The following is a 3,197-nucleotide window of genomic DNA, read 5'->3' as shown; positions in this document are numbered from 1 at the left end:
CGCCCGCGTCCGGCCCGGCGACCACGTGCAGCTGGGTCGGCGCGTCGTCCAGCTCGGGGTGCGGCTCGGGGGCCGCGGGGGCGCCCAGGGACAGCACGGCGCCGTCGACCAGCGGCGGCTCACCGAGGGTGCTGCGGCGGGGGTCGAGCCGCTCGGTGCCCGCGTACAGCACCACGGACGCGCCGCCGGCCTCCCGCCCCGCGCCGCCCTCGCCGGTGACCGCCCCGGCCAGCGCCGACGCGACCGCGGCCAGCTCCGTGCCCGCGGGCGCCGTGACCAGCACGTCGCGGCTCGCGGCGCGGCCCCGCTGCGGGGACGGGCCGAGCGGGTCTACGACGGTCAGCCGGATCTGCATCCCCACCCCAACACGAGCACGTCGGCAAGTACCAGTAGGAAGGCATCCTCGCACCTGCCACGGACAGCGCGCCGCGAACCCGGTGACAAGTGATCTTGATTGGTCGGCTCTGCCCCCAAAAGTGCCTGACAACGCGGCCGCCGACGATCACTTGAGATCGGTCACGTCCGATTTGGGCAACCGGCGGACCGGGGTGTGCGTCTTTCCGTCGAGCCCCTGACGCCCCCGAGGGCGGCACTACAGTGGGTCGGAACAACCGGAATACAGGCAAGCAAGCAACAGCAACCAGCAGGGAGCGCGTGACGTGCGGCCAGTCGGCAGCAAGTACCTGCTTGAGGAGCCGCTCGGACGCGGCGCCACAGGCACCGTCTGGCGTGCCCGCCAGCGCGAGACCGCGGGCGCCGAGGCGGCCGTGCCCGGGCAGCCGGGCGAGACGGTCGCGATCAAGGTCCTGAAGGAGGAGCTGGCGAGCGACCCGGACATCGTGATGCGCTTCCTGCGCGAGCGGTCCGTGCTGCTCCGGCTCACCCACCCCAACATCGTCCGGGTCCGCGACCTGGTCGTCGAGGGCGACCTGCTGGCGCTCGTCATGGACCTCGTCGAGGGCCCCGACCTGCACCGCTACCTGCGCGAGAACGGCCCCTTCACACCCGTCGCCGCGGCCCTGCTGACCGCGCAGATCGCCGACGCGCTCGCCGCGAGCCACGCCGACGGCGTCGTCCACCGCGACCTCAAGCCCGCCAACGTGCTGCTCCAGCAGTACGAGGGCCAGATGCACCCGATGCTGACCGACTTCGGCATCGCCCGCCTCGCCGACTCCCCGGGGCTGACCCGTACCCACGAGTTCGTGGGCACGCCCGCGTACGTCGCCCCCGAGTCCGCCGAGGGCCGCCCGCAGACCTCCGCCGTCGACATCTACGGCGCCGGCATCCTGCTGTACGAGCTGGTCACCGGCCGTCCGCCGTTCGGCGGCGGCACCGCCCTGGAGGTCCTGCACCAGCACCTGAGCGCTGAGCCGCGCCGCCCCTCCACCGTCCCGGACCCGCTGTGGACGGTCATAGAGCGGTGCCTGCGCAAGAACCCGGACGAGCGGCCGAGCGCCGAGAACCTGGCGCGGGCCCTGCGGGTCGTCGCCGAGGGCGTCGGGGTGCACGCGAACGCCGCGCAGATCGCCGCCGCCGAGGGCGTCGGCGCGCTGCTCGCCCCGGACCCGGCCCCGACCGCCGTCCCGGGCGTGCCCGGCGCCGCCGACCCCACCCAGGTGCTGCCGACGAACGCGCCGCAGGGGGCGTACGACCCGAACGCCGCGACCAGCGTGCTGCCGCACACCGGCGGCCCGGCCGGCGCCGCCGACCCCACCGCCGTCCTGCCGAGCACGGGCGCGGCGGACCCCACGGCCGTCCTGCCGCCCGTCCAGCAAGGACAGCAGGGGCAGCAGGGGCAGCAGGGTCAGTACGGCCAGCAGGGGCAGCAGGGTCAGCAGCCCGATCAGCCGCACCCCTGGCAGAACCAGCTGCGGGCCGCCCGCGACCGCAACGAGCAGACGCAGATCCAGTACCTGGACCCGGACGAGGACCCGCTGCGCCGCCGCCCCCAGCGGCAGGTGGCCCGGCCCCAGCAGCAGCCGCGCCCGGCGCCGCAGGCCCGCCCGCAGCAGCCCCAGCCGCGCGGCCGGCAGCGCGCGCCGCAGGCCGGGTACGGGTATCCGCAGCAGCAGCCCCAGCAGTACGCCCCGCCGCAGCAGCCCCAGCAGCCGCAGCGGTACGCGCCGCCCGCCCGGCCCGAGCCGCAGCGGCCCGCGCGGGAGCCCCGGGCGCCGCGCCAGCGCAGCGCGAACCGGATGAAGATCCCCGGGCTGGGCTGCCTGAAGGGCTGCCTGTTCACGATCGTCATCCTGATCGTGGCGAGTTGGCTGATCTGGGAGCTGACCCCGCTCCAGGACTGGATCGGCACCGGCAAGGGCTACTGGGACCAGCTGACCGACTGGGCCGGCAAGGTGGGCGGCTGGATCGAGGGTCTCGGCGGGTCGTCCGGCAGCGGAAACTGATCGCTGGTTTAGGGATTTGTCGACATCTGCCGGGTGATTTCCGTCTCCGCGGTGAAGGTTGGCTCGTCGGACGCGTAGTTTTGGCGACAACACGCGTCTGTAGGAGCAGTCTTGGCACGGAAGATCGGCAGCCGGTACACCGCGAACCAGATCCTGGGGCGGGGGAGCGCCGGCACGGTGTGGCTGGGCGAGGGACCGGACGGCCCCGTCGCCATCAAGCTGCTGCGCGAGGACCTCGCCTCCGACCAGGAGCTCGTCGGACGCTTCGTGCAGGAGCGCACCGCGCTGCTCGGCCTGGAGCACCCGCGCATCGTCACCGTCCGCGACCTGGTGGTCGACGGCAACGACCTGGCCCTGGTCATGGACCTCGTGCGCGGCACCGACCTGCGCACCCGGCTGGAGCGGGAGCGGCGGCTCGCCCCCGAGGCGGCCGTGGCGATCGTCGCCGACGTCGCCGACGCGCTGGCCGCGGCCCACGCGGCCGGGGTCGTCCACCGGGACGTCAAGCCCGAGAACGTCCTGCTCGACATGCAGGGCCCGCTCGGGCCGGGCGGATCCCACCCCGCCCTGCTCACCGACTTCGGCGTCGCCAAGCTGATCGACTCGCCGCGGCGGACCCGCGCCACGAAGATCATCGGTACCCCGGACTACCTGGCCCCGGAGATCGTCGAGGGCCTGCCGCCCCGGGCCGCCGTGGACATCTACGCGCTGGCGACCGTCCTGTACGAGCTGCTCGCCGGCTTCACGCCCTTCGGCGGCGGCCACCCCGGCGCGGTCCTGCGCCGGCACGTCACC

General features: G+C 74.4%; 2 protein-coding genes and 1 pseudogene. 2 read left to right on the top strand and 1 reads right to left on the bottom strand.

The genetic code is table 11. The features are described 5' to 3' along the window. Window positions 1-355: pseudogene (locus tag CCN44_RS34065) on the bottom strand (cell division protein FtsK); the annotation flags it as partial. A 304-nt stretch (window positions 356-659) separates the two neighbouring features. Here CCN44_RS34065 and CCN44_RS34060 point away from each other — a divergent pair. Both CCN44_RS34060 and CCN44_RS34055 read left to right on the top strand, forming a co-directional pair. After that, a complete protein-coding gene (locus CCN44_RS34060) occupies window positions 660-2,402 on the top strand; it encodes a serine/threonine-protein kinase (RefSeq protein WP_086702197.1) in 1,743 nt (580 codons plus the stop codon). Window positions 2,403-2,513: 111 nt separating this feature from the next. After that, window positions 2,514-3,197, top strand: a 684-nt coding sequence (locus tag CCN44_RS34055; protein ID WP_143650148.1) for a serine/threonine-protein kinase, incomplete at its 3' end; no start/stop codon positions are given.

The sequence above is a fragment of the Streptomyces tricolor genome (assembly GCF_002155905.1).
GTDB lineage: Bacteria > Actinomycetota > Actinomycetes > Streptomycetales > Streptomycetaceae > Streptomyces > Streptomyces tricolor.
This window is presented reverse-complemented; position numbering and strand designations above follow the sequence as displayed.